At 72.3% G+C, this 24,385-nt stretch carries 27 protein-coding genes; 18 read left to right on the plus strand and 9 right to left on the minus strand.

Annotated elements, in window-relative coordinates; translation table 11 throughout:
* Positions 1-24: 24 nt before the first annotated feature.
* Genes QP119_RS01765 through QP119_RS01785 form a run of 5 tightly spaced genes read right to left on the minus strand, consistent with a single transcriptional unit; the run spans position 25 to position 4,036 of the window.
* Complete coding sequence (locus QP119_RS01765) at positions 25-1,149, minus strand: ThiF family adenylyltransferase (protein ID WP_284773263.1); 1,125 nt, start codon at positions 1,147-1,149, stop codon at positions 25-27.
* Between the two features lie 11 nt (positions 1,150-1,160).
* Positions 1,161-1,952, minus strand: a complete 792-nt coding sequence (locus QP119_RS01770; protein WP_284773264.1) for a thiazole synthase — start codon at positions 1,950-1,952, stop codon at positions 1,161-1,163.
* 2 nt (positions 1,953-1,954) lie between these two features.
* Positions 1,955-2,152: a sulfur carrier protein ThiS gene (gene thiS, locus QP119_RS01775; RefSeq protein WP_075664109.1), complete on the minus strand. Its 198-nt coding sequence runs from the start codon at positions 2,150-2,152 to the stop codon at positions 1,955-1,957.
* 49 nt (positions 2,153-2,201) lie between these two features.
* Positions 2,202-3,332 (minus strand): glycine oxidase ThiO, encoded by a 1,131-nt coding sequence (thiO, locus tag QP119_RS01780; protein WP_284773265.1) that lies wholly within the window; start codon positions 3,330-3,332, stop codon positions 2,202-2,204.
* Complete coding sequence (locus QP119_RS01785) at positions 3,332-4,036, minus strand: thiamine phosphate synthase (RefSeq protein WP_284773266.1); 705 nt, start codon at positions 4,034-4,036, stop codon at positions 3,332-3,334. Before QP119_RS01785 ends, thiO begins: the two co-directional genes overlap by 1 nt.
* A 276-nt stretch (positions 4,037-4,312) precedes the next feature.
* Here QP119_RS01785 and rplS point away from each other — a divergent pair, with 276 nt between their 5' ends.
* Entirely contained in the window at positions 4,313-4,654 is a 342-nt protein-coding gene (rplS, locus tag QP119_RS01790) for a 50S ribosomal protein L19 (protein WP_075664106.1), read from the plus strand.
* A gap of 130 nt (positions 4,655-4,784) precedes the next feature.
* Here rplS and QP119_RS01795 read toward each other — a convergent pair whose 3' ends face one another.
* Positions 4,785-6,557: an ABC transporter ATP-binding protein gene (locus tag QP119_RS01795; protein ID WP_284773267.1), complete on the minus strand. Its 1,773-nt coding sequence runs from the start codon at positions 6,555-6,557 to the stop codon at positions 4,785-4,787.
* A gap of 7 nt (positions 6,558-6,564) precedes the next feature.
* On the opposite strand from QP119_RS01795, the gene lepB reads away from it, so the two are divergent.
* The 7 genes from lepB (at position 6,565) to QP119_RS01830 (ending at position 12,642) form a co-directional block, all read left to right on the plus strand.
* Entirely contained in the window at positions 6,565-7,392 is an 828-nt protein-coding gene (lepB, locus tag QP119_RS01800; RefSeq protein ID WP_423777737.1) for a signal peptidase I, read from the plus strand.
* 22 nt (positions 7,393-7,414) lie between these two features.
* Complete coding sequence (locus QP119_RS01805) at positions 7,415-8,074, plus strand: ribonuclease HII (protein WP_284773271.1); 660 nt, start codon at positions 7,415-7,417, stop codon at positions 8,072-8,074.
* Entirely contained in the window at positions 8,071-8,379 is a 309-nt protein-coding gene (locus QP119_RS01810) for a DUF2469 domain-containing protein (protein ID WP_284773273.1), read from the plus strand. The genes QP119_RS01805 and QP119_RS01810 overlap by 4 nt, the downstream gene beginning before the upstream one ends.
* Before the next feature lie 232 nt (positions 8,380-8,611).
* A complete protein-coding gene (locus QP119_RS01815; RefSeq protein ID WP_284773275.1) occupies positions 8,612-9,004 on the plus strand; it encodes a YraN family protein in 393 nt (130 codons plus the stop codon).
* Positions 8,991-10,550 carry a YifB family Mg chelatase-like AAA ATPase gene (locus tag QP119_RS01820; protein ID WP_423777738.1) on the plus strand — a complete coding sequence of 520 codons (1,560 nt, stop codon included), beginning with the start codon at positions 8,991-8,993 and terminating at the stop codon, positions 10,548-10,550. Before QP119_RS01815 ends, QP119_RS01820 begins: the two co-directional genes overlap by 14 nt.
* Complete coding sequence (dprA, locus tag QP119_RS01825; protein WP_284773278.1) at positions 10,547-11,710, plus strand: DNA-processing protein DprA; 1,164 nt, start codon at positions 10,547-10,549, stop codon at positions 11,708-11,710. Before QP119_RS01820 ends, dprA begins: the two co-directional genes overlap by 4 nt.
* Before the next feature lie 5 nt (positions 11,711-11,715).
* Positions 11,716-12,642, plus strand: coding sequence for a tyrosine recombinase XerC (locus tag QP119_RS01830; protein WP_284773279.1), 927 nt, complete (start codon positions 11,716-11,718; stop codon positions 12,640-12,642).
* Here QP119_RS01830 and QP119_RS11805 read toward each other — a convergent pair.
* Complete coding sequence (locus tag QP119_RS11805; RefSeq protein WP_336620392.1) at positions 12,605-13,354, minus strand: M23 family metallopeptidase; 750 nt, start codon at positions 13,352-13,354, stop codon at positions 12,605-12,607. The genes QP119_RS01830 and QP119_RS11805 overlap by 38 nt on opposite strands.
* Before the next feature lie 367 nt (positions 13,355-13,721).
* On the opposite strand from QP119_RS11805, the gene rpsB reads away from it, so the two are divergent.
* From rpsB to QP119_RS01865, 6 genes are all read left to right on the plus strand, one after another.
* On the plus strand, positions 13,722-14,558 hold the full coding sequence (gene rpsB / locus QP119_RS01840; protein WP_284773282.1) for a 30S ribosomal protein S2: 837 nt from the start codon (positions 13,722-13,724) through the stop codon (positions 14,556-14,558).
* A gap of 61 nt (positions 14,559-14,619) precedes the next feature.
* Entirely contained in the window at positions 14,620-15,447 is an 828-nt protein-coding gene (gene tsf / locus QP119_RS01845) for a translation elongation factor Ts (protein WP_284773284.1), read from the plus strand.
* Between the two features lie 81 nt (positions 15,448-15,528).
* A complete protein-coding gene (locus QP119_RS01850; RefSeq protein WP_284773286.1) occupies positions 15,529-15,765 on the plus strand; it encodes a hypothetical protein in 237 nt (78 codons plus the stop codon).
* A 156-nt stretch (positions 15,766-15,921) separates the two neighbouring features.
* Complete coding sequence (pyrH, locus tag QP119_RS01855) at positions 15,922-16,608, plus strand: UMP kinase (RefSeq protein ID WP_284773364.1); 687 nt, start codon at positions 15,922-15,924, stop codon at positions 16,606-16,608.
* 58 nt (positions 16,609-16,666) lie between these two features.
* Positions 16,667-17,224 (plus strand): ribosome recycling factor, encoded by a 558-nt coding sequence (gene frr / locus QP119_RS01860; protein ID WP_284773288.1) that lies wholly within the window; start codon positions 16,667-16,669, stop codon positions 17,222-17,224.
* A gap of 252 nt (positions 17,225-17,476) precedes the next feature.
* A complete protein-coding gene (locus QP119_RS01865; RefSeq protein WP_284773365.1) occupies positions 17,477-18,286 on the plus strand; it encodes a phosphatidate cytidylyltransferase in 810 nt (269 codons plus the stop codon).
* 8 nt (positions 18,287-18,294) lie between these two features.
* On the opposite strand, the gene QP119_RS01870 is transcribed toward QP119_RS01865, so the two are convergent.
* Positions 18,295-18,777, minus strand: coding sequence for a LapA family protein (locus tag QP119_RS01870; RefSeq protein WP_336620393.1), 483 nt, complete (start codon positions 18,775-18,777; stop codon positions 18,295-18,297).
* A 62-nt stretch (positions 18,778-18,839) separates the two neighbouring features.
* Between QP119_RS01870 and rlmN the strand changes: the two genes are divergently transcribed.
* On the plus strand, positions 18,840-19,946 hold the full coding sequence (gene rlmN, locus QP119_RS01875; protein ID WP_284773289.1) for a 23S rRNA (adenine(2503)-C(2))-methyltransferase RlmN: 1,107 nt from the start codon (positions 18,840-18,842) through the stop codon (positions 19,944-19,946).
* Positions 19,947-20,027: 81 nt separating this feature from the next.
* On the opposite strand, the gene QP119_RS01880 is transcribed toward rlmN, so the two are convergent.
* Positions 20,028-20,513: a DUF2631 domain-containing protein gene (locus QP119_RS01880; RefSeq protein WP_284773291.1), complete on the minus strand. Its 486-nt coding sequence runs from the start codon at positions 20,511-20,513 to the stop codon at positions 20,028-20,030.
* A 242-nt stretch (positions 20,514-20,755) separates the two neighbouring features.
* On the opposite strand from QP119_RS01880, the gene dxr reads away from it, so the two are divergent.
* The 3 genes from dxr (at position 20,756) to ispG (ending at position 24,384) form a co-directional block, all read left to right on the plus strand.
* On the plus strand, positions 20,756-21,946 hold the full coding sequence (dxr, locus tag QP119_RS01885; RefSeq protein WP_284773293.1) for a 1-deoxy-D-xylulose-5-phosphate reductoisomerase: 1,191 nt from the start codon (positions 20,756-20,758) through the stop codon (positions 21,944-21,946).
* Positions 21,947-23,086 (plus strand): M50 family metallopeptidase, encoded by a 1,140-nt coding sequence (locus QP119_RS01890; RefSeq protein WP_284773294.1) that lies wholly within the window; start codon positions 21,947-21,949, stop codon positions 23,084-23,086.
* Between the two features lie 119 nt (positions 23,087-23,205).
* Positions 23,206-24,384, plus strand: a complete 1,179-nt coding sequence (ispG, locus tag QP119_RS01895; RefSeq protein ID WP_284773296.1) for a flavodoxin-dependent (E)-4-hydroxy-3-methylbut-2-enyl-diphosphate synthase — start codon at positions 23,206-23,208, stop codon at positions 24,382-24,384.
* The last annotated feature ends 1 nt before the right edge of the window (position 24,385 follow it).

Here is a 24,385-nt window from a genome sequence, read left to right on the forward strand (position 1 = left end):
GGCCGGGCGGAACCGCCGCCCGGCTCAGCGCTGCGCGGCGGTCCCACCCGGCAGGCTGACGATCTCGACGCCGTCGAGCTCGACGTTGTCGACGACCATGCCGCTGCGCACCCCCGAGGCGCAGTAGACCACGACCTTCTGCGCCTGACCCACCGCCTCGGCCAGCGCGTCCGGGTTCAGCTGCGAGAGCGGCAGCTTGACCGACTCACAGTCGAGGTCCTCGACGAGCACCTCGTGCGGCTCGCGCACGTCGACCGCCACCGCCTTTCCCGCCCGCACCTCCTCGAGCAGACGGCGCGCCTCGGCGCGCTCGGGGTCGAACGCGACGTCGTCAATCGAGGCCGCGCACGCCGCACCGTAGAAGTCGCGCAGCCCCGTCACCGGCTCGCGCGCGGCGTCGGCGCGCACCGTCAGCGCGCGCACGGTGCCGGTCAGCGCGTCGTAGTTGAGCACGCGGCCCGCAACCGACGCGGGCTCCCCGTCGGGGCGGGTCAGCCCCGCGAGGTACTTGACCGCCTCGGTGGCCATGAGGTTTCCCACCACGGCGGTGGTGGCACCCAGCACGCCGGCGGTGGCGCAGTCGGGGGCGAAGGCGGCGTCGGGCTGCTCGGGGAAGAAGTCGCGCAGGCCCACCCCGCGGTCCGCCCCGCCGCCGGGCCCGGAGTGCCACAGCGCGGCCTGGCCGGCGAAGCGCAGCACCGTGCCCCACACCAGCGGGGTGCTGGTGGCCTCGCAGGCGTCGGCCGAGAGGTACTTGGTGGCGAAGGTGTCCGAGCCGTCGATGACCAGGTCCGCCGCCTCGCACTCGGCGAGGGCGTTGTCGGTGGTCAGCCGGGTCTGGGCGGCTTCGACGACGATTCCCGGCTGCAGGGCGGTAAGCCGCTCGGCGGCGACCTCGACCTTGGGGCGGCCGACGTCGCCGGCGCCGAAGAGGACCTGGCGGTGGATGTTGGTGAGATCCACCGTGTCGTCGTCGAGCAGCCGGATGTGGCCGACCCCGACGGCGGCCAGCGACTGCATGAGCGGGCAGCCCAGGCCGCCGGCGCCGATGACCAGTACGCGCGCGGCGTGCAGCCGCTCCTGCTGGGCGGCGGTGATCAGGTTGAGCTGGCGGGCGACCCGGCGCAGCTCGCCTTCCTCGATCGTCATCGGCTCACCCCCTAGAGCACCTGGTCGGCCCAGCTGGCCAGGCCCTCGAAGCTGGAGGAGGCGCGGGCGTGCTCGCGCTGCGGTATGCGCCCGGCGGTGCGCGCCAGGCGGCCGGCCTCCACGGCGTGGCGCACCGCGCGCGCCATGGCCACCGGGTCCTGGCAGCGGTTGATCGCGCTGGCCAGGAGCACGCCGTCGCAGCCGAGCTCCATGGCGCGGGCGGCGTCGGAGGCGGTGCCCACCCCGGCGTCGAGGATGACCGGCACGTCCTGGCGGTGGGCCTCGGTGCAGATCAGCTCGATGTTGTGCGGGTTGAGGATGCCCAGCCCGGTGCCGATCGGCGAGCCCAGCGGCATCACCGCGGCCACGCCCACGCCGACGAGGTGGCGGGCGACGACGGGGTCGTCGGGGCAGTAGGCCAGCACGGTGAAGCCCTCGGCGACGAGGAGCTCGCAGGCGTCGATCAGCTCGACGGCGTCGGGGAGCAGGGTGTGCTCGTCGGCGATGACCTCGGCCTTGATCCAGTCGGTGCCCAGCGCCTCACGAGCGAGCTTGGCGGTGGTCACCGCGTCGCGGGCGGTGCGGCAGCCGGCGGTGTTGGGCAGCGGGGCGATGTCGAGGCGGCGCAGCATCTCGAAGATGCTCTCGCCGCCGCCGGTGGCCGCGGAGTGACGGCGCATGGCCACGGTGGTCAGCTGGGTGCCGCTGGCCACCAGCGACTCCTCGAGGATGGCCTGCGAGGTCGCCCCGCCGGTGCCCATGATCAGGTGCGAGTGGAACTGCTTGTCGGCGATGGTGAGCATTCTTAACCTCCCTGGACGGCGGTGAGCACGTCGACGCGCTCGCCCTCGTTGATGCGGCGGTCCCACCCGGAGGCGGGCACGACCTCGCCGTCGACGGCGACGGCGACCCCGGTGCGGGTGCCGACCTCGGCGTCGACAAGCTCGGCGACGGTGAGCGGCTCGCCCTCGCGGGGCTCGTCGTTGACCGTGTAGTGGATCATGGTGCTGTTTCGCTCCTTTTCCTTTTGGGCTTGTCTGGTGCGCGGCGCGTCAGCGTCGCGCACGGCGCGGGTCGCAGGCGGCGATGAGTTCGGGGGCCTCGGCGCCGAGCGCCATCTCGGCGCCGACGGCCGCGCCCAGCGCGGTCAGCAGGATGCCGTGGCGGAAGTACCCGGTGGAGATCACCAGGTTCCTGCCCTCCCGGCCCAGGTACGGCAGGTCGTCGGGGGTGCCGGGGCGTGCGCCGGTGCCCCACTCGACCATGCCCGCCTCCTCGAGGCAGGGCGCCACCCGGCAGGCGTCGCGCAAAAGGTCGCGCACGGCGAACAGCGGGGTGTCGGCTCGGTGGTCCTCGCGGCTGGTCGCCCCGATGGCGATGCGCCCCTCGGCGCGCGGGATCAGGTAGATCGGCCGGTCCTCGACGAAGCCGCGCACCACGCGGGTGATCAGCTCCTCGCCGTGCGGTGCGGCGGCGATGAGGATGTCGCCGTAGACCGGGCGCAGTTGCAGCGGTGCGTTGACGCCCTCGATTTCCGACGCCCCGAGCCCCGTCGCGAGCACGACTGAGTCACCGTCGGTGACGGGCAGCGTGTGCGACTCCGTGCGCACGGCGGTCACCGCGGCCGCCGCGTCGTCTGCGGCCCGGACCAGGGCGGTGGCCTTCTCGGCGATGAACTCGACGCCGCGGGACCTCAGGGCGTCGATGAGCGCCTCGGCGAACTGGCGCGGGGCGACCTCGTGGTCGCCGGGGATGGACACGGCGCCGGCCAGGTTGGGGGAGAGCCCCGGCTCCAGGCGGCGGGCCTCGCGCACGGTGATGCGCTCGACGGTCATCTCGTGGGCCGACTGGTGGGCGGCCAGCTCCGCCAGGTGAGTGGCGTCGGCGCGGTCGGCGGCGACGACGAGCGTGCCGTCGGTGCGGTGGCCGGTCGGCAGCTCGGTGGCGGCCGAGACCCGCTCGATCAGGTCCGGGTAGCGCGCCGCGGAGTCGAGCATGAGCGGGTAGAGCGGCTCCTGGCGGTACTGCACCTCGGCGACCGGGGCGAGCATGCCGCCGGCGAAGTGGGTCGCCTGGCCGGCGGGGGCCGGGTCGACGACGGTGACGTCCGCCCCGCGCTCGGTCAGCTCGAAGGCGGTGGCCAGGCCGACCAGGCCGGCGCCGATGACGGTGACGTGGCTCATCAGAATTCCTCGTTTCCATGTCCGTTGGCCCCGCCGGGCGCGGCGCCCGCGGGGGAGAAGGCCGCGACGATGCGGGCGGCGTATCCGGCCGGGTCCTCGGCGTTCATCAGGGCGCGCACCACGGCGACCCCGGCGACACCTGTGGCAGCCAGGGCGGGGGCGTCCTCGGCGGTCACCGAGCCGATGGCGACCATGGGGACCTCGCAGAGCTCCGTGAGCTCCCGGTAGGCCTCGACGCCGAGGGGATTGCGCCCGGAGTCCTTGGTCGGGGTGGGCTTGTAGGGCCCGCAGCCGACGTAGTCGATCAGGCCTGCGGCCGCGTGCACGTTGGCGGCCTCGACCAGCTCGCGGGTGCCGGTGGTCAGCCCGATGATCGCGTCCTTTCCGAGCAGGCGGCGCACGTCGGCCACGGGCAGGTCGGTCTGGCCGACGTGGACGCCGTGGACGTTCTCGCCGCGGGCCATGGCGGCGGCGGCGACGTCGACGCGGTCGTCGACGAGCACCCTCGTGACGGGGTTGGCCTCAGCGACGGCGCGGGCGACCGAGACGGTCAGCTCGAGCAGGTCGCCGGCGTCGATGGGCTTCGAGCGCACCTGGATGACCCCGGCTCCGCCGCGGGCGGCCGCGGCGGCGACCTTCGTGATGTGCTCCGGGGTGCCGGCCCCGGTGACCAGGTAGCATCTCAGGTCTGGTTCTGCGGCCACGACGGCCCGACCTCTCTTCCTCCGCCGGTGCTGGCCGGACAGGTTCAAACGGTTTCGCGCGCCGCACGCGCTCTCTCAGCCCCTGGGGCCTCCGGCGTGACCGGGGCAGGGCTCCCGTGGATTTCTGGTTGCGATGCGCAAGTGTAGGCCCGCCGGCCGTGATTTGTCCGCGAGCCTGCGGTTATGGCACAATGTCCCAGTTCCATGTAGCGGATACGAACCGGTCGAGCCTCACCGCCGCCAGGGTCCTCTGTCCAGACTCATCGAAGGATTTCAATGAACATTCTTGACAAGGTCGACGCAGCCCAGCTGCGCGACGACATCCCCGACTTCCGCCCGGGCGACACCGTCGCCGTCGACGTGAAGGTCATCGAGGGCTCCACCGAGCGCACCCAGCTCTTCACCGGCGTGGTCATCCGCCGCCAGGGCTCGGGCATCCGTGAGACCTTCACCGTGCGCAAGGTCTCCTTCGGCATCGCCGTGGAGCGCACCTTCCCAGTGCACTCGCCGAACCTGGCCTCGATCAAGGTCGAGCGTCGCGGCAAGGTCCGCCGTGCGAAGCTGTACTACCTGCGCAACCTGCGCGGCAAGGCGGCCCGCATCAAGGAGCGCCGCTAAGCGCATCCCGGGCCGGGTACCACCCGGCCCACCGCATCACCCCGTCCCCGGACCCGGTCCGGCGGCGGGGTTTTCGCGTCCCCGGGGCCGGCCACCCGGGTCCCCGGCGGCGGCGCGTCAGCGCCGTCGCCTACTGCATGAGCTGGCGGCTGGCGAGCTCCTGGTAGACCTCGTTTCCGGCCATCAGCTCGTGGTGGGTGCCGCGGCCGACCACCCGGCCCTCGTCGAGGACGATGATCTGGTCGGCGTCGGTGACCGTGGACAGCCGGTGGGCGATGACCACCACGCTGCGGCCCCGGGAGGCCGTGGCCAGCGCATCGAGGATGAGCTGCTCGTTCATGGAGTCCACCGCGCTGGTCGGCTCGTCGAGGAGCAGCAGCGGGGCGTCGGCCAGCAGCATGCGCGCCAGGGCGAGGCGCTGGCGCTGACCGCCCGATAGCGTCATGCCGCGCTCGCCGAGGACGGTGTCCAGCCCGCCGCGCTCGCGCAACGGGGAGTCCAGGCCGACCTGCTCGAGGACGCGCCAGCACTCCCCGTCGGTGGCGTCCTCGGCGACCAGCCGCAGGTTCTCGCGCACGGTGCCGGCGAGCACGGCGGCCTCCTGCTCGACGTAGCCGATCGCCGGGCGCAGCGCGGCCGGGTTGAGCCCGGCCGTGTCGCGCCCGGCGACGAGCACGCGGCCGGAGTCGGGGGAGTAGAAGCGCTCGATGAGTGCCAGCGCGGTGGACTTGCCGGCGCCCGAGGGGCCGACGAGCGCGGTGGTGGTGCCGGCCGGCACCGTGAAGGAGACGTCGTGGAGCACCACGGTGCGGGCGCCTCCGGCGTCCGCACGCGCGGCGTCGTCAATCTCTTCTTCCCCCTCCTCCGTCGTGTGCGCGTAGGAGAAGGTGACGCGGTCGAACTCGACGGCCGGGGCGCCGGGCACCGGCTCGAGCTCGGCGCCGGCCTCGGACTCGACGGGCTCGCCGAGGATGCGCTGGATGCGCTCGATCGCGCCCATCGCCTGGCGCACGGTGGTCACCGCGCCGAAGACCGCGCCGAGCGGGGAGGCCAGCATGAACAGGTAGAGCACGAAGGAGACCAGGTCGGCCACGGTGATCGCGCCGGCGGCCACGCGCATGCCGCCGATGCCGAGCACGGCGAGAAACGCCACCTGCAGGGACAGCCCCGTGGCGGGGAAGAGCAGGCCCTCGACCTTGGCCACGTCGCGGCCGTGCCCGAAGGCGCGGCGGGCGTCGCGGCCCAGGGCGGCCTCGATGCGGCCCTGGGCACGGGCACCGGCCGCACGGATGGTGCGCACGGCGACCAGCGCGCGCTCGAGGCCGGCGCCCAGCTCGCCGACGGACTTCTGGGCGGCCTTTGTCGAGCGCTGGATCCTGCCGGAGGCCACGATCACCGCCAGCAGGGCGAGTGCGACCACGGTGAGCACCACGCCGAGCATGACGACGTCGATGAGCCCCATGAGCACCACGGAGCCGACCATGGTCACCGCGCTGCCGACCGCGCCGACCAGCCCGCCGGTGAACGCGGAGCGCACCAGGGTGGTGTCGGCGCCCACACGGGTGACCAGGTCACCGGTGCGCAGCCGGTCGTAGGCCGTGACCGGCAGGCGCAGCACCCGGTCGATCAGGCGGGTGCGCGTGTCGTAGACGGCGGACTCGGCGGTGCGCGTCATCACGTAGATCGACGCGCCGTCGGCCACGGAGCTGACCGCCAGGAGCGCCACGAGGATGCCGGCGCGCCCGGCGACCCCGTCGGGGAAGTCGGCGATCATCCGGTTGACCACCAGCGGCTGGACCAGGGCGACCACGGAGCTGACCAGGCTGAGTGCCACCGCGAAGGCCAGGGCACCGCGGTGGTGGGCGAGCATGCCCAGCAGCGTGACAAATGGTCTCGTTCGCATTCCGCGAATGCTAGTCCGCGAATACCGGGACCGCCGGCTGTGGCTGCTAGAGTTGCCGGGCGTGAGTGCAGCAGCAGCCGAGAACGCCGCCGAGAGCGGGACCGCCGGGCAGGACGAGGGCGACAAGAAGGAGCTGCCCTGGTTCGTGGAGATTCCCCTGGTGATCGTCGCCACGTTTTTGGTGATCTTCCTCGTGCAGACCTTCATCGGCCGGATCTACCTGATCCCCTCGGCCTCCATGGAGCCCACGCTGCACGGCTGCGCGGGCTGCACCGGCGACCGCATCTTCGTGGAGAAGATCTCCTACTACGCCTCCGACCCGGAGCCCGGCGACGTCGTCGTCTTCGCCGGCACCGACTCCTGGAACGAGTCGTTCACCTCCCAGCGCTCCGAGAACGCCGTGGTCCGCGGCCTGCAGAACGTCGGCGCGCTAGTCGGCCTGGTCGCCCCGGACGAGAACGACCTGGTCAAGCGCATCGTCGCGACCGGAGGCCAGACCGTCAGCTGCCAGGAGGGCGACCCCTCGGTGATGGTCGACGGCGAGCCGACCGACCAGTCCTTCACCCTGCAGCCCCCGCAGTACCCCGTCGACCCCGCCACCGGGTCGACCGAGTGCGGCGGCGACTACTTCGGCCCGCTGACCGTGCCGGAGGGCAACGTCTTCGTCATGGGCGACAACCGCACCAACTCCCAGGACTCCCGCTACCACATCGGCGACGAGTACCAGGGCACGATCCCCGAGGACAACATCCGCGGCAAGGTCGTCGCCCGTGTGTGGCCGCCCTCGCGCATCGGCGGCGTCGAGCACGCCGACCTGCAGGCCGCGGCGAACTAGGCGCGGGGGACACGCGGCGATAATGCGCCGACTGACCCAGATGCGCACCCACGAGGTCGCGCTGTGCCGCGCCGGGCTGGGCCCGGTCGCCGGCGTCGACGAGGCCGGACGAGGAGCCTGTGCCGGCCCCTTGACCGTGGCCGCCTGCGTGCTGCCCGAGCGCACCTTCCCGCAGCTCAAAGAGCTGACCGACTCGAAGAAGCTCACGTCCAAAGCCCGCGAGCGGCTCTTCCCGCTCATCCAGAAGGCCGCGCTGGCCTGGTCGGTGGTGCACATCCCCGCCGCCGAGTGCGACTCGCGCGGCGTGCAGCGCGCCAACCTCGCCGGCATGCGCCGGGCCGTCGCCCTTCTCGACGTCGCGCCCGGCTACGTGCTCACCGACGCCTGGTACGTCGCGGGGCTTACCGCCCCGCACCTGCCGGTCATCGGCGGAGACGCGACCTGCCGCTGCATCGCCGCTGCCAGCGTGCTGGCCAAGGTCTCGCGCGACCGGCTGATGGCAGGGCTCGACGAGACGTACCCGGGCTACGGCTTCGCCGGGCACAAGGGCTACGGGACACGCGCGCACATGGACGCGGTGCGCCGCCACGGCGTGAGCCCGGTGCACCGTTACACTTATGCCAATGTCGCGGCCGCCAACCGCGAGTTCGTGCAGCACGGGAAGGACGGTTCAGCCCCATGAGCGCTGAGGACCTGGACAACTACGAGGCAGAGGTCGAGCTCTCCCTGTACCGGGAGTACCGCGACGTCGTCAGCCAGTTCTCCTACGTCGTGGAGACCGAGCGCCGCTTCTACCTGGCCAACGCCGTCGAGCTGATCCCGCACACCAAGGAAGGCGACGTCTACTACGAGGTGCGCATGTCCGACGCCTGGGTGTGGGACATGTACCGCCCGGCGCGCTTCGTGCGCTACGTCCGCGTGATCACCTACAAGGACGTCAACATCGAGGAGCTCGACAAGCCCGACTTCGTGCTCCCCGAGCAGTAGTCCTCCGCGGGGACTGACCCGCACCCGGACCCGACGCGGCCTGCGCTGCGCCGGGTCCTTCCGCTGTCCGCGGGTGGTTGTGCGGTGGGGTGGCGTCGGCGCAAGTGGGCTGTTGCGGGCCTGTGGACGCAGCCGAGTTGTCCACAGAATTGCCGACGTCGCGTCGCACCCGCCGCGCGACCCCGTCAGGGTGGTGCGTGGACAACGACCACAGCTGAACGGGGAGCAGATGATGACCACCAGACCACGACCGAGACCCACGGGACCGCCTGCGCAGGCCGCCCTCGGGCGCCGCGGGGAGGACCACGCCGCCGCGGCCTACGAGAAGGCCGGCGCGCACGTGCTGGGGCGCAACGTGCGCGAGGGCCGCGACGAGATCGACCTGATCGTCGAGGAACCGGACGGCACCGTCGTCTTCGTGGAGGTCAAGACCCGCCGCGGGCACGGCTTCGGCGCGGCGGAGGCCGTCACCGCCGCCAAGCTGCACCGCATGCGCCGTGCCGCGGCCGCCTGGCTGGGCGACAAGCTCTGGGCCGAGGTGCGCCTGGACGTCGTCGAGGTGGTGGTCGCCGGCGACGGCACCGCTGCGCTGACCTTCTTCAAGGGGGTCGATGAGGGTGCCTGAGTTGGCCGGGAGACTCGGGCGCACCCGCACGGTCGCCCTCAACGGGGTGGACGCCCACCTGGTCACCGTCGAGGCGGACATCGGCCCGGGGCTTCCCGGCGTGCACGTCGTCGGGATGGGCGACACCGCCGTGCGCGAGTCGCGCGACCGGATCCGCACCGCGGTGACCAACAGCGGGCTGGACTGGCCGCGCACCAAGATCGTCGTCTCGATGTCGCCGGCCGACCTGCCCAAGGCCGGCTCCCAGTTCGACCTGGCCATGGCGCTGGCCATCCTCAGCGGCGCCGAGCGCGGCCGCGGGGAGCACAGGCTGCACGAGGCGATGGTTATCGGCGAGATCGGACTCGACGGCACCGTGCGCGAGGTGCCCGGCGCGCTGCCGGCGGCACTGGCGGCCCGCGCCCACGGCCTGGACACGGTGGTGGTGCCGCCGGGCAACGCCGCCGAGGCCTCGGTGCTGGTCTCGGTCGAGGTGCTCGTCGCCCCGACGCTATCCGCCGCGTGGGACTGGGCGCGCGGTTACGCCGAGCTGCCGCGCGCCGGGCGGCCCGGGGATTCCGGGGGACCGGGTGAGCTGCGCGCCGGGCAGGCGGCCCGGGTGCCGGACCTCGCCGACGTGGCCGGCCAGCCCGAGGCCCGCCTGGCCCTCGAGGTCGCCGCCGCCGGCGGCCACCACATGATGATGGTCGGCCCGCCGGGCTCGGGGAAGTCGATGCTCGCCGAGCGCCTGCCCGGGATCCTGCCGCCCCTCACCGAACGCGAGATGATCGAGGCCACCGTCGTGCACTCGGTCGCCGCCGCCACCGGTGCCGGACCTGTGACCCGCCCGCCGTTTGTCGCCCCGCACCACACCGTCACCCGCGCGGCACTCCTCGGCGGGGGAGCCGGCCACCCGCGGCCCGGGGCGGTGAGCCTCGCCCACCGCGGGGTGCTCTTCCTCGACGAGGTCTCCGAGGTTCCGGCCGCCGTGCTCGACGGGCTGCGCCAGCCGCTGGAGACCGGGGAGGTGCACCTGCTGCGCTCGCGCAGCCGGGTCACCCTGCCCGCAGGCTTCCAGTTGGTGCTCGCCGCCAACCCGTGCCGCTGCGGGGCCGCCGAGCCCGCCGCCTGCCGCTGCAGCCCCGCCGAGCGGGCCCGTTACCTGAATAACCTCTCCGGGCCGCTGCGTGACCGCCTCGACATCTTCGTGCGCACTCAGGCCACCGGGACGCTCAGCGCCCCGGCCGGCGAGTCCAGCGCGGCCGTGGCCGAGCGGGTCGCCGCCGCCCGGCAGCGCGCCGACGCCCGCTGGGCCGGTACGGGCGGGGCGGGCCGACGCGTGCCCGGACCGGTGCTGCGCCGCCGTTTCCCGGCCACCGAGGAGGCCATGGCGCTGCTCGAGGCCTTCCTCGCCGAGGGCTCGGTCAGCCAACGCGGCGTCGACCGTACCCTGCGGCTGGCTTGGACGCTGGCCGACCTCGAGGAGGTCGCCCGCCCGGGACTCGACCACGTCCACCGCGCCGTGGCGCTGCACGCCCCGGCCGCCGACCTGCAGGAGGCCGCATGAGCACCGACCCCCACGCCGAGCTACTCGCCTGGGCCTATCTCAGCCGCGTGGTCGAGGGTCCCTCACGCGCGCTGCAGTCGCTGCTCGAGGCCGGTTGGAACGCCCGCGACATCGCCGCCGGCGTGCACACCCGCGATCCCGCGGTCGGCGGGCTGATCAGGGAGACCGCCGCGCGCCACCGGGAGTGCCACCCGGAGGCCGACCTCGAGGCCGCCGCCGCGGTGGGCGCCCGGCTGATCCACCCGGGGCATCCCGACTGGCCGGCCGCCGAGTTGGATGCCGCCTTCGGCTTCGCCGGCCAGCAGGCCGGCGGGCGGGCCGACGCGGTTGCCCCGCACGCGCTGTGGGTGCGTGGCGGTTCGCCGGCCGCACTGTGCGCCCAGGCCGTCGCCCTGGTGGGCACCCGGGCGATCTCCCGCTACGGCGCCGAGGTCACCGGCTCGCTTGCCCGGGGACTGGCCGGCCACCGCTGGACGGTCGTCTCCGGCGGGGCGCTCGGCGTGGACGCCGTGGCCCACACCGCCTGCCTCGACGCCGGGGGATCCACCGTGGTCGTAGCCGCGTGCGGCATCGACGTCGACTACCCGCGCCGGCATGCCCGCCTCTTCGACCGGGTGACCGAGCACGGTGCGGTGGTCAGCGAGTACCCGCCCGGGGCCACCCCGCACCGCCACCGTTTCCTGACGCGTAACCGCCTGGTCGCCGCGCTCAGCCTCGGCACCGTGGTCACCGAGGCCGCCTGGCGCTCCGGCGCGCTGAACACGCTCAGCTGGGCCGAACACCTGGGCCGGGTGTGCATGGCCGTGCCCGGGCCGGTGACCACCGCCGGTTCGGTGGGCTGCCACGAGCGCATCCGCACCCGCACCGCCGAGCTGGTCACCAGTGCCGACGACGTGCGCGCCCTGGTGGGGCCGGCCGGCACCCCGGACTCGGGCGAGCAGTACGAGCTCGACTTCGGCCCTGACCCGGTCCAGCGCCTCGACCGCAACCAGCTGCGGGTCTTCGACGCCCTCGAACCGGGCGAGGGACGTAGGGCGGGGGAGGTCGCCGCGACCGCGGGGCTGCCGCTGCCGCTGACCGTGCACCTGCTCGTCGGGCTCATGCGCGCCGGGCTGGTGCGCCTGGAGGGGGAGCTCTGGCACCGCGGCCAGCTACCATGAGCCCCATGGGAGCACACGAGTCACAGATCGAGGCGGCGGCGGGCGACTTCGCCGAGTACCAGGAACTCGTCCTGGGCCGCTCGCCGGCGACCGTGCGCTCCTACCACTCCGACCTGCTCGACCTGGCGGGTGTGATCCCCACCTTCGCCGAGTTCACCCTGGAGAACCTGCGCGCCTGGCTCGGCGAGGCCGCCCACCGGGGCCTCGCCCGCTCCACGCTGGCGAGGCGCACCGCCAGCGCGCGGGCCTTCTCCACCTGGGCGGTGCGCCACGGACACCTCGAGCGCGACGTCGCCGCGCGCCTGTCGACGCCGGCACCGAAGCGCCACCTGCCGCACGTGCTCAGCGAGAACCAGGCCCGCGAGGTCCTCGACGCCGGCGACGCCGCCGCGGGGTCCGAGGAGGCCGGGCCCGAGGAGCTCCGCGACGCCGCGATCCTCGAGCTGCTCTACGCCACCGGCATCCGCGTCAGCGAGCTGACCGGTCTGGACGTCGACGACGTGGACCTGAAATCCGGCACCCTGCGGGTGACCGGTAAGGGGTACAAGCAGCGCACCGCACCCTTCGGCAGGCCGGCAGCCGCGGCGCTTTCCGCCTGGCTGGACCGCGGCCGCCCGCAGCTCATCCGCCCGGAAAACGCAGGGCGCGCGGCCGACCGGAACGCGGTCTTCCTCGGCGTGCGCGGCGGGCGGATCACCGACCGGCAGGTCCGCCGCGTGGTCTCCGCGGCCGTCGAGGCCGTCGGCGCCGGCGAGGCCAGCCCGCATGACCTGCGCCACTCGGCGGCCACCCACCTGCTCGAAGGAGGCGCGGACCTGCGCGAGGTCCAGGAGCTGCTCGGCCACTCGTCGATGCAGACCACGCAGATCTACACCCACGTCTCCACCAACCGCCTCAAGCGCGTCTACCAGCAGGCCCATCCCCGGGCCTGAGGGGCTTGAGCCGGATGACGGCGGCCTCGAGAAGCGCCAGCGGGTCGACGTAGGCGGTCGGCGAGTCGCCGGGACGCGCACCCCAGTGCAGCCCGTCGTGGGCGGCATCGCCGGCGCCCGCATCCGCGTCGCCTAAGGCCTCGCCGTGCGCCGGAGCCGCGGTGACCAGAACCCCGATGCGCTCGCCGCCGGCGACCTCCTGGCCGCGGCGCACCGCGGCGCGCACCGGCTGATAGGTCGTGCGCAGCCCGTCGGCGTGGTCGATCGACACCACCGGGGTGCCCGCGACCTGTCCCGCGAAGGCCACCGTGCCGGCCGCGGCCGCGAGCACCGGGGTGCCCGGCGTGGCCGCCAGGTCCACGCCGCGGTGGCCGGGCAGCCAGTCGTGGGCCGGCGGGTCGAAACCCCGGGTCACCCGCGAGGGCGTGCGCCCTCCCGTCAGCGGGTCCGTGTAGCGCACGGTGTTCCGCCGGCGCGGCTCGGCGTCGGCGGTCAGACGGTAAGCGTCAGAGGCTTCGGAAGCGTGGGCGGCGGTGCGGGCCACGGGGCCGGTGGCGGGGGAGTGGCCGGCCGGAGTCGCGGACGAGGCGGCCAGCGCCACCACCGCCACGACCGTGACCGCGGTGCGCAGCGCGCGTCGGGCGGCGGCCACGCCGGGAAACAGCCGGCGCCGGGCGGCGACGCGTGGGGCGCGTGAGAATGAGTGCTCCATGCCCGCAAGCCAAGCGGGAACCGCCCACGGCGGCCACCGGGACGTCGTCAATCTGTGGAGACCGGGGCGGATGAAACGGGTGGTACGGGTGTGACCGCCGCCTGTGGATTCCGGCGCGTACCGTTTGGCCTGGGGCGATCCGGCAGGTATTATCGCGCGCAGCAGTGTGCCCTCCGGGCGTGCTGACTACGCTGCGGCACCCGCACGCAGGCTCCGGGAGTCTGCGACCCGAGGACCCGACACGGTCCCCGACCTTCACCGGTAGGGGCGTTGGGTTTGGGCGCGGAGGTCGCCAGGGCGCAGGACAAAGCCACAAATCCTGTCGCGGAAAGACAACCAAAACCCAAAAAGAGAAAGGGAAGAACCCATGGCAGTCGTTACCATGCGCGAGCTTCTCGATGCCGGTGTCCACTTCGGCCACCAGACGCGTCGCTGGAACCCGAAGATGCGCCGTCACATCTTCACCGACCGCAACGGCATCTACATCATCGACCTGCAGCAGACGCTGACCTACATCGACGAGGCCTACGAGTTCGTCAAGGAGACCGTCGCCCACGGCGGCAACATCCTGTTCGTCGGCACCAAGAAGCAGGCCCAGGAGGCCGTGCAGGAAGAGGCCGAGCGCGTCGGGATGCCGTTCGTCAACCACCGCTGGCTCGGTGGCATGCTGACCAACTTCCAGACCGTCTCCAAGCGCCTGCACCGCATGAAGGAGCTGCAGGCCATGGACGCCGCCGAGGACGGCTACCTCGGCCGCACCAAGAAGGAAGTCCTGATGCTCACCCGCGAGCGCACCAAGCTGGAGCGCGTCCTGGGCGGCATCTCGGACATGACCAAGGTGCCCTCCGCCCTGTGGATCGTCGACACCAACAAGGAGCACATCGCCGTCGCCGAGGCGCGCAAGCTCAACATCCCGGTCGTCGCCATCCTCGACACCAACTGCGACCCCGACGAGGTCACCTACCCGATCCCGGGCAACGACGACGCGATCCGCTCCGTCAAGCTGCTGACCCACATCGTCGGCGAGGCCGTCGTCGAGGGCAAGAAGGCCCGCGAGGAGCGTCAGCTCGCCGCCGCCCGTGAGGCCGCCGGCGACACCGACGAGAAGGCCGCCGCCGATGCCGCGGACGCCGCCAAGGCCGACGAGAAGGCCGCGGAGGCCCCCGCCGAGAATGACGGCGCCGAGGCCAAGCAGGGCGAGTAGCCCTCGGCTAGCATGGCCACCCGGTAAACCCTTTTTCACGAACTAGGAGGATCGCCCGCCAATGGCGAACTACACCGCTGCGGATGTCAAGAAGCTGCGCGAGAAGACCGGCTCCGGGATGCTCGACTGCAAGAAGGCGCTCGACGAGACCTCGGGCGACTTCGAGAAGGCCGTCGAGATCCTGCGCGTCAAGGGCGCGAAGGACGTGGGCAAGCGCGCCGAGCGCAACGCCCTCGAGGGTCTGATCGCCGTCTCCGGCAACACGATGATCGAGGTCAACTCCGAGACCGACTTCGTGGCCAAGAACGCCGAGTTCAAGGAGACCGCGCAGAAGATCGCCGACGCCGCCGCCGAGGCCAAGGCCAACAGCGCCGAGGAGCTCAACGAGGTCCAGGTCGAGGGCCAGTCCGCCCACGACTACCTCGAGGCCCTCTCCGCCAAGATCGGCGAGAAGCTGCAGCTGCGCCGTGCCGCCACCGTCGAGGGCGAGCACGTCTCCGTCTACCTGCACCAGCGTTCGGCGGACCTGCCGCCGGCCGTCGGTGTGCTCGTGACCTACACCGGTGAGGGCGAGGACGCCGAGGCCGGCGCCCACGCCGCCGCCATGCAGGTCGCCGCTCTCAAGGCGAAGTACCTCACCCGCGAGGACGTCCCCGCCGACGTCATCGAGAAGGAGCGCGGCATCGCCGAGAAGATCACCCGCGAGGAGGGCAAGCCCGAGAAGGCGATCCCGAAGATCGTGGAGGGTCGTCTCAACGGCTTCTACAAGGACGTCGTGCTGCTGGACCAGCCGTCCGTGGCCGACAACAAGAAGACCGTCAAGCAGGTCGCCGACGAGGCCGGCGTGACCCTCACCGGGTTCGCCCGCTTCGAGGTCGGCCAGGAGTAACTCCGGCCCGACCGCTTTTTCCGGGGAACACTCCCCGGGCAATGCAGACGCGGCGGTGGTGTGTGTCATAGGGTGCGCCCTATGTCCGCCACCGCCGCGTCTTCAATTTCCGACGCCCCCGCAGCGCCGACGGGGCCTGCGTCCCTGTCCGCCGTCGCCGACTGGTGCCACGCCGTCAAAGCGGACCAGTCGAAGCTGCGCGAGGACCTCGTCCACCCGACCCCGGAGGGGGCCGCGGCCTCCTCGCACGCGGTGCGCGACGCCCTGGAGCACCGGCGTGCGGGCGACCGCACGGTGCCCGGGGTCAGCGGGGTCTGACGCGGCCGGGGCGGCACTCGGGGCACGGGCACCGGCGCGGTAGGATGTCCGCGAGGCGCAGACCGCCCGGCAGTGACCGACCACCAGGCAAATAAGGAGCCGACAGTGACCCTCTCGGAGGAGACGACCCGCCAGCGCACCGGATACAAGCGGGTGATGCTCAAACTGGGCGGTGAGATGTTCGGCGGCGGACAGGTCGGCATCGACCCCGACGTCGTCGAGAACGTCGCCCGGCAGATCGCCGAGATCGCCAACGCCGGCACCGAGGTCGCCGTCGTCATCGGCGGCGGCAACTTCTTCCGCGGCGCCCAGCTGCAGCAGCGTGGCATGGACCGCGCCCGCTCCGACTACATGGGCATGCTCGGCACCGTGATGAACTGCCTGGCTCTGCAGGACTTCCTGCTCCAGGAGGGCGTCGAGTGCCGCGTGCAGACCGCCATCAACATGGCACAGATCGCCGAGCCCTACCTGCCGCTGCGTGCCTCCCGCCACCTGGAGAAGGGCCGCGTGGTCATCTTCGGCGCCGGCATGGGCATGCCGTACTTCTCCACCGACACCACCGCCGCCCAGCGTGCCCTCGAGATCGGCTGCGAGGTGCTGCTGATGGCCAAGGCCGTCGACGGCGTCTACTCCGCCGACCCGCGCGTGGACTCGAACGCCGAGCTCTTCGACGAGATCACCCCGCGCGAGGTCATCGAGCGCGGCCTGAAGGTCGCCGACGCCACCGCGTTCAGCCTGTGCATGGACAACAACATGCCGATCCTGGTGTTCAACCTGCTCACCGAGGGCAACATCGCGCGCGCCGTCAGCGGCGAGCGCATCGGGACCCTGGTGCAGTCCTGATAGATTTGTCCTGTACGCGAAAACCCTCCGAACCGAGACGTAAGGACCTGATTTTCCGATGATCGACGACATTCTGCTGGACTCCGAGGAGCGCATGGAGGCCACGGTCGAGCACACCCGCGAGGACCTGACCACCATCCGTACCGGCCGCGCGAACCCCTCGATGTTCAACGGGGTCATCGCCGAGTACTACGGGGTGCCGACGCCGATCACCCAGATGTCCACCATCTCGGTGCCGGAGCCGCGCATGCTGCTGATCAAGCCCTACGAGCCCTCCGTGATGGAGGAGATCGAGAAGGCCATCCGCAACTCCGACCTCGGCGTGAACCCGACCAACGACGGCCAGGTGCTGCGCGTGACCGTGCCGCAGCTGACCGAGGAGCGCCGCCGCGACATGGTCAAGGTGGCCAAGTCCAAGGGCGAGGACGGCAAGATCGCCATCCGCAACATCCGCCGCAAGGGCATGGAGCAGCTCAAGAAGCTGCAGAAGGACGGCGACGCAGGCGAGGACGAGGTTCAGGCCGCCGAGAAGGAGCTCGACAAGCTCACCCACACCCAGGTGGGCAAGATCGACGAGCTCGTCGAGGCCAAGGAAGGCGAGCTGATGGAGGTCTAGCCTCCGCCACACCGGCCGTACCCGCGGCCGGACACCCCGGACGCTCCGGCGCCCGGGTATGTGAGAACCAGCCAACCGCAGCCTCGGCCGCCGGGGGAGACCTCGCGGGCGAGAACGACAAAGGAGCCAGCTCAGGTGAGTGAGACCCCCAGCGGGCAGCCGGGGCGGGCAGATGCCCGCACGGCGCCCGAGGCCGCACCGGCCAAGGCCCGCCGCCTCGGCTTCAAGCCGAAGAACTCCGCCGGACGCGACCTGAAGAAGGCGGTCGCCGTGGGCGTGGGGCTCGGCCTGCTGGTGCTCATCGCGGCCCTGACCGGGCCGTTCGCCTGGTACCCGCTGGTGGCCGCCGCCGCGGGGCTGGCGACCTGGGAGGTCTGCAGCCGGCTGCGCGAACAGGGCTACGTGGTCCACCCGATCACGCTGATCGTCGGCGGCCAGGTCATGCTCTGGGCCTCCTGGCCCTTCGGGGTGACCGGCATCGCCACCGGCTTCGTCGCCGCCGCCCTGGTGGTCATGTTCGGCCGGCTCTTCCACCGCGGGCGCAACCACGCCCCGGAGAACTACCTGCGCGACACCGGCGTCTCCATCTTCGTGCTGACTTGGGTGCCGCTCTTCGCGGCCTTCGCCGCGATGATCTCGCGCCTCGGCGGGCCGCACCTGGACGCGGGTGCGTTCATCATCACCTTCGTCGTCTGCGTGATCGCCTCCGACACCGGAGGCTACGTCACCGGCGTGCTCTTCGGCTCGCACCCCCTGGCCCCGGCCGTGAGCCCCAACAAGTCCGTCGAGGGCTTCATCGGCTCCGTGGTCTGGGCGGCGGTGGCCGGCACGCTGCTGGTCTGCCTGCTGCTCGACCACGCCTGGTACCTGGGCCTGGCACTCGGTGCCCTCATGGCCGTGTGCGCCACGCTCGGCGACCTGGTCGAGTCGCAGTTCAAGCGCGACCTGAAGATCAAGGACATGTCGGGCATGCTGCCCGGCCACGGCGGCCTGATGGACCGCCTCGACGGGCTGCTGCCGGCGGCGATGGTCAGCTGGCTGCTGCTCAGTATCGTCGCCTGATCCGGCGGCTACCCGCGCTTGGCGGCGCGGCGCAGCTCGAACATGCGCACCCCGCCGACCAGCGCCATGATCAGCGCGCCGACGATGGCGGCCAGGAGGAAGCCCACGCCCGAGGGCACGGAGAACTCCCAGGCGAACAGCTTCAGCTCGACGGCCTCGGGGTTCTGCATGATGAAGACGAGCAGCAGGATCAGCAGCAGCGCGCCGATGATCATCGCCACCCACGTCGACCCGGCGACGGTGCGCCCGGTCCCGCGCGGCTCATCGCGGCGCTCCTCCCGCGGCTCGGAACGCTCCGAGGGCTCCACGCGCTCAGCGCGCTCGGCGCGCTCGGCGCGCCGCGCACCCTCGGCGGGCGTGCCCTCCTCCCGGACCACCGGGACGTCGGAAATCGGGGCCTCGTCGAAGGCGTCGGGCGTGGCCCCGGCGTAGGGGTCGGCGGGGGAGTGGGCGTCGTCGGCGCCGCGGCCGGCGGGGTAACTGTTCGTCATGGCTCCATTGTGCCCGAGCGCGATTCGAAAACGGGGCCGTGGGGTGTGAGAATGGGGCCACTATGGCTACTCCCGTTCCCCTGCAGTTCGCCGCCCCCAAGCGCGGCATGCCGCCGAAGCACTTCGCCGACCTCTCCGAGGACGCGCGCATCGAGGCGCTCGCCGAGCTCGGCCTGCCCAAGTTCCGCGCCGACCAGATCGCCCGCCACTACTACGTGCGCCACGAGGCGGACCCCCTGACGATGACGGACCTTCCCGCCGCCGCCCGCGAGGAGGTCGCCGAGAAGCTCTTCCCGCAGCTGATGCAGCCGCTGCGCCACCTGACCACCGACGACGGTGAGACCCGCAAGACGCTGTGGCGCCTGTACGACTCCACGCTGCTCGAGAGCGTGCTCATGCGCTACCCGGGCCGGGCCACGCTGTGCGTGTCCTCCCAGGCCGGCTGCGGCATGAACTGCCCGTTCTGCGCCACCGGGCAGGGCGGTCTGGATCGCAACCTGTCCACCGGCGAGATCGTCGACCAGGTCCGCAACGCCGCCGCGACGATGGCCGCCGAGGGCAAGCGCCTGTCCAACGTCGTCTTCATGGGCATGGGCGAGCCGCTGGCCAACTACAAGCGCGTCGTCTCCGCCGTGCGCCAGATCACCGCCGCCGGCCCGCACGGCTTCGGCATCTCCCAGCGCGGCGTGACCGTCTCGACGGTGGGGCTGGCCCCGGCGATCCGGCGTCTGGCCGACGAGGAGCTCTCCGTGCGCCTGGCGGTCTCGCTGCACACCCCGGACGACGAGCTGCGCGACACCCTGGTGCCGGTCAACAACCGCTGGCCGGTCGCCGAGGTCCTCGACGCCGCCCGCTACTACGCGGACAAGTCCGGCCGGCGCGTCTCGATCGAGTACGCGCTCATCCGCGACAAGAACGACCAGCCGTGGCGCGCCGACATGCTGGGCAAGAAGCTGCACAAGGCGCTCGGCCCCAAGGTGCACGTCAACGTCATCCCGCTGAACCCGACCCCGGGTAGCGAGTGGGACGCCTCGCCGAGGGAGCGCCAGGACGAGTTTGTCCGCCGCGTCATCGCCCAGGGCGTGCCGTGCACGGTGCGCGACACCAAGGGCTCGGAGATCGCCGCGGCCTGCGGCCAGCTCAAGGCCGACGAGCAGCAGTCCGCCTGATCCGGCGCACAGAAAGGTCCCCCGTCCACCAGGAAGGTGGGCGGGGGACCGTCGTCTGTAGGCGCGCGGCGCGCGCGGTGCCTAGTGCTGCTCGGTCGCGGCGTGGGCGCCGCCCTCGGTCACGGCGTGCGCGGCCGGGGCCTCGGACTGCGGCAGGCGGCGCAGGTCGGCCACCCGGGAGGGCTCGATGTTCAGCGCGCGCAGCTGCGAGTCGGTCAGGTCGGCGTAGGCGCCGGACAGGGTGGCCTGGTCGTAGGCCCAGTCGGGCTCCTGGTGGCCGACCGGCTTGTTGCGCGCCGACAGGGTGCGCACCTGGCTCAGCTTCGGCTGGAAGAGCAGCAGGAGCAGGCCGAGGGCGATGACGATGGCCAAGCCGTTGAGCCAGATGGTCTCGACGTGGCCGCGGTGGTTACCGAAGTTCATCGCGAGCAGGAAGATCACGGAGATCCAGCCGGCCAGCTGGATGGCGCGGTTGCCGATGCCGTGCCAGCCCCACGCCGCGGAGGGCTCGTCGAGGGTGGACACGCCGTTGTAGATCTCGGCCTTGGGCTCGTGGTTACCTGCCACGGTGCAATCTCCTTTGCGCGCGCTGGGAAAAGCTCGTTCTTCGCGTCCATTCTGCCACACGGAGGGCCGAAACCGGCCACGGGACCGACCTTGGAATAGGCCCGGTCATTCTTTCGTCTGCCCCCTCCCGGGGCGGGTGGACGGCCTCCGCGGGGGCGGTGCGGTGCCCGTACGTTCAATTTCCGACGTGCCGCCCCACTCCGTGGGCGGTTCCCCCGTCGTGGGCGGGCGAAAATGGAACAATGGTCGCCGTGACTGAGCAGAACAGGAAACGCATCGTCCTTCTGGGCTCCACCGGATCCATCGGCACGCAGGCCCTCGAGGTCGTCTCCGAGCACCCCGAGCGCTTCGAGGTCGTCGGCATCGCCGCCGGCGGCGGCAACCCCGCGGCGCTGGCCGAGCAGGCCGAGACCCTGGGCCTGGCGCCCGGGCGCGTGGCCGTGGCCGACGAGTCGGCCGCCCGCCGGGTGGCCGAGCGCCTCGGCGGCGAGGTCATCGCCGGCGCCGACGCCGCCCGCGTGCTCGTCGAGGAGACCGCCGGCGAGGTCGACACCGTGCTCAACGGCATGGTCGGCTCGCAGGGCCTGCCCGCCACCCTGGCCACCATCGACTCCGGGGCCACCCTGGCCCTGGCCAACAAGGAGTCCCTCGTCGCCGGCGGCCACCTGGTCACCCGGCGCGCCAAGCCCGGCCAGATCGTGCCGGTCGACTCCGAGCACTCCGCCATGGCGCAGGCCATGCGCGGCGGCTCGCGCGCCGAGGTCGCCCGCCTGGTGCTCACCGCCTCCGGCGGGCCGTTCCGCGGCTGGGACCGGCGCCGCATGTGGCCGGTCACCCCGGAACAGGCCGGCAAGCACCCGGTGTGGTCGATGGGCCAGATGAACACGCTCAACTCCGCCACCCTGGTCAACAAGGGCCTGGAGCTCATCGAGGCGACGCTGCTCTTCGACGTCGCCCCCGACGACGTCGACGTGGTGGTCCACCCGCAGTCGATCATCCACTCCATGGTCACCTTCGCCGACGGCGTGACCATCGCCGAGGCCTCCCGGCCCTCGATGCGCCTGCCGATCTCGCTGGCGCTCGGCTGGCCGGACCGCGTGCCCGAGGTCGAGCCCTTCCTCGACTTCGGCAGCACCTACTCCTGGGACTTCGCGCCCCTGGACAACAAGAACTTCCCGGCCGTGGAGCTGGCCCGGGACACGGCCCGGCGCGGCGGGACGTGGCCGGCGGTCTACAACGCCGCCAACGAGGAGGCCGCCGACGCCTTCCTCAACGGGCGCCTGCGCTTCCCGCAGATCGTCGACGTCATCGAGGAGGTCCTCGCCGGTGCCGACGACTTCGCCGGCCGCCCGCGCGACATCGAGGACGTCTACGCCGCCGAGCGCACCGCGCGCGAGCGTGCGCGTGCGGCCGCGGAGAAGGCGGCCGGCTAGGTGGTCGCCTACATCGCCGGGGTGGCGCTGTTCGCCCTGGGCATCGCGGTCACCATCGCGCTGCACGAGGCTGGCCACCTGGTGGCGGCCCGCAGCTTCGGCATGCGCGTGCGCCGCTACATGATCGGCTTCGGCCCCGAGGTCTTCTCCAGGAAGATCGGCCAGACCCGCTACGGCGTGTGCGCCCTGCCGCTCGGCGGCTTCTGCGAGATCGCCGGGATGACGGCCCTCGACGAGGTCACCGAGGACGAGGAGCCCTACGCCATGCGCAACCAGGCCCGCTGGAAGCGGGTCGTGGTGCTGCTCGGCGGGATCCTGATGAACCTCTTGATCGGCTTCACCATCCTCTACGGGGTGGCCGTCACCAGCGGCATCCCCAACCCCTACGCCGACCGCACCGCCGTGGTCGGCGAGGTGCTGCCCGACGGCACGGCCGCGGCCGCCGACATCGAGGTCGGCGACCGGATCCTGGCCGTCGACGGCGAGGAGATCCCGGACTTCCTCACCCTGCGCGACACCGTGCGCGGCATGCCCGGCGGTGACGCCGAGCTGACCGTCGAGCGCGACGGCGCCGAGCGCACGGTGACCGTGGACGTCGCCGACGCCGGGGGAGTGGGCGCGGTCGGCCTGGTCGGCGCCCCGGTGCCCGAGGCCGTCAAGCGCTTCGGGCCGGCGGAGGCCGTGCCGGCCACCGGCGCCTACACCGGCGAGCTGCTGCAGGGCACGCTCACCGCGCTGGGCAAGCTGCCCGCCCAGATCCCCGGGGTGGTCGCCAGCATCTTCGGTGCCGAGCGCTCCCAGGAGTCGCCGATGAGCGTCGTCGGCGCCTCCCGCGTCGGCGGCGAGCTGGTCGAGCGGTCCCTCTGGGACGTCTTCTGGATGATGCTGGCCTCGCTGAACTTCTTCCTGGCGCTGTTCAACCTCATCCCGCTGCCGCCCTTCGACGGCGGGCACGTCGCCGTCGTCGTCTGGGAGGCCGTGCGCGACCGGATCCGCGCCCTGCGCGGGCTGCCGCCGGCCGGTCCGGCCGACTACACCCGGCTGCTGCCGCTGACCTACACCGTCGGCGCCGCGCTGCTGGCACTCGGCGCGGTGGTCATCGTCGCCGACGTGGTCAACCCGGTACGCCTCTTCGGCTGAGCCGGCGCCCGCCGGGGCGCCCGTCGCGGCGCGCACCCGCCGCGGCCCGGCCTCCCGACCCGCAGTGACGCCGGGCGGTAGAATCGGCGCGAACCCGTTTGACCCAAGGAGCATGCACAGTGTCGAATACCGTCGGTCTCGGACTCCCCGACGCACCGCCGCCCACCCTGGCCCCGCGCCGCAAGACCCGCCAGCTGATGGTGGGCGACGTCGGTGTCGGCTCCGACTATCCGGTCTCCGTGCAGTCGATGACCACGACGCGCACCCACGACGTCAACGCGACCCTGCAGCAGATCGCCCAGCTGACGGCGACCGGCTGCGACATCGTGCGCGTCGCCTGCCCGAAGACGGTGGACGCCGACGCGCTGCCCGCGATCGCGAAGAAGTCGCCGATCCCGGTCATCGCGGACATCCATTTCCAGCCGAAGTACATCTTCGCCGCCATCGACGCCGGCTGCGCGGCCGTGCGCGTCAACCCGGGTAACATCCGCGAGTTCGACGGCCGCGTCAAGGAGGTCGCCAAGGCCGCCGGTGACGCGGGCGTGCCGATCCGCATCGGAGTCAACGCCGGTTCGCTGGACAAGCGCCTGCTGGAGAAGTACGGCAAGGCCACCCCGGAGGCCCTGGTCGAGTCCGCCATCTGGGAGGCCGGCCTCTTCGAGGAGTACGGCTTCGGCGACATCGCCATCTCCGTCAAGCACAACGACCCGGTCGTCATGGTCGAGGCCTACCGTCAGCTGGCCGCCAAGACCGACTACCCGCTGCACCTGGGTGTCACCGAGGCCGGCCCGGCCTTCCAGGGCACCATCAAGTCCTCCGTGGCCTTCGGCTGGCTGCTCGGCTCCGGCATCGGCGACACCATCCGGGTCTCCCTGTCGGCCGACCCGGTCGAGGAGATCAAGGTCGGCGACCAGATCCTGCAGTCGCTGAACCTGCGCCAGCGCGGTCTCGAGATCGTTTCCTGCCCGTCCTGCGGACGCGCCCAGGTGGACGTCTACACCCTGGCCGAGGAAGTCACCGCCGGCATGGAGGGCCTCGACATCCCGCTGCGCGTCGCCGTGATGGGCTGCGTGGTCAACGGCCCGGGCGAGGCTCGCGACGCCGACCTCGGCGTGGCCTCCGGCAACGGCAAGGGCCAGATCTTCGTCAAGGGCGAGGTCATCAAGACCGTGCCCGAGTCCAAGATCGTCGAGACCCTGCTCGAGGAGGCCCAGCGCCTCGCCGAGGACATGGACCCCGACGAGCTGTCCGCCGCCCAGAACAACGGCGCCGGCCCGTCCGTGCGCGTCACGGGGTAGC

Origin of the sequence: Corynebacterium frankenforstense (genome assembly GCF_030211955.1) — a bacterium.
Classification (GTDB): domain Bacteria; phylum Actinomycetota; class Actinomycetes; order Mycobacteriales; family Mycobacteriaceae; genus Corynebacterium; species Corynebacterium frankenforstense_A.